Source organism: Microvirga sp. P4_G7 (assembly GCF_056401005.1).
Map to the genome: position 1 here is coordinate 1 of NZ_JBFUKD010001116.1, position 670 is coordinate 670.

1 protein-coding gene is annotated in these 670 nt (G+C 61.0%); it reads left to right on the plus strand.

Annotated features, from left to right (window positions below):
* On the plus strand, window positions 1–648 hold a 648-nt coding region (locus tag AC1DT3_RS23375; protein WP_477467540.1), incomplete at its 5' end, for an ATP-binding cassette domain-containing protein.
* Window positions 649–670 lie beyond the last annotated feature (22 nt).

Here is a 670-nt window from a genome sequence, read left to right on the forward strand (position 1 = left end):
GTTCCTCGCCTCCTCGGCTGGGACAAACAACGAATCGCAAGCCGTGTCGACGATCTCCTACAGCTCTTCCAGCTGGATCCCGCAACGTTTGCCAAGAAGTATCCGCATCAATTGTCTGGCGGTGAACAGCAGCGCGTGGGCGTCGCGCGGGCGCTTGCCGCAGAACCCAAGCTCCTTTTGATGGACGAACCCTTCGGGGCGCTCGACCCCGTCATCCGCAGCAAGGCGCAAGCCGATCTCCTCGCCATTCAGCGTCGCTTCAAGACGACGATCCTACTCGTCACGCATGACATGGAAGAGGCGTTCCATCTCGGTGACCGCATCGCGGTGATGGATCAGGCTCGCCTGCTTCAATACGGGACGCCGGCGGATTTGCTGACGCGGCCTTCTGAGGAATTCGTAGAGAGACTAGTCGGGACGGCGGAACGGCCGTTCCGATTGCTGTCGTTGACGAGGGTGGAAGATATCGTACAGCCCGGCTCGCCTGCTACTGGACAGCCTATCGACGGAACGATCAACTTGCGCGATGCATTGTCCGAGCTGATGTGGCGCGGCGAGAACGCACTTCCGGTGGCCGATGCCTCCGGTGCGATCATCGGCAGCATCAGCGTACCGGCGATCCTGGCTCATGGGCGGCCACCGATATGAGACTCGGACCGGTCCTGAAGTT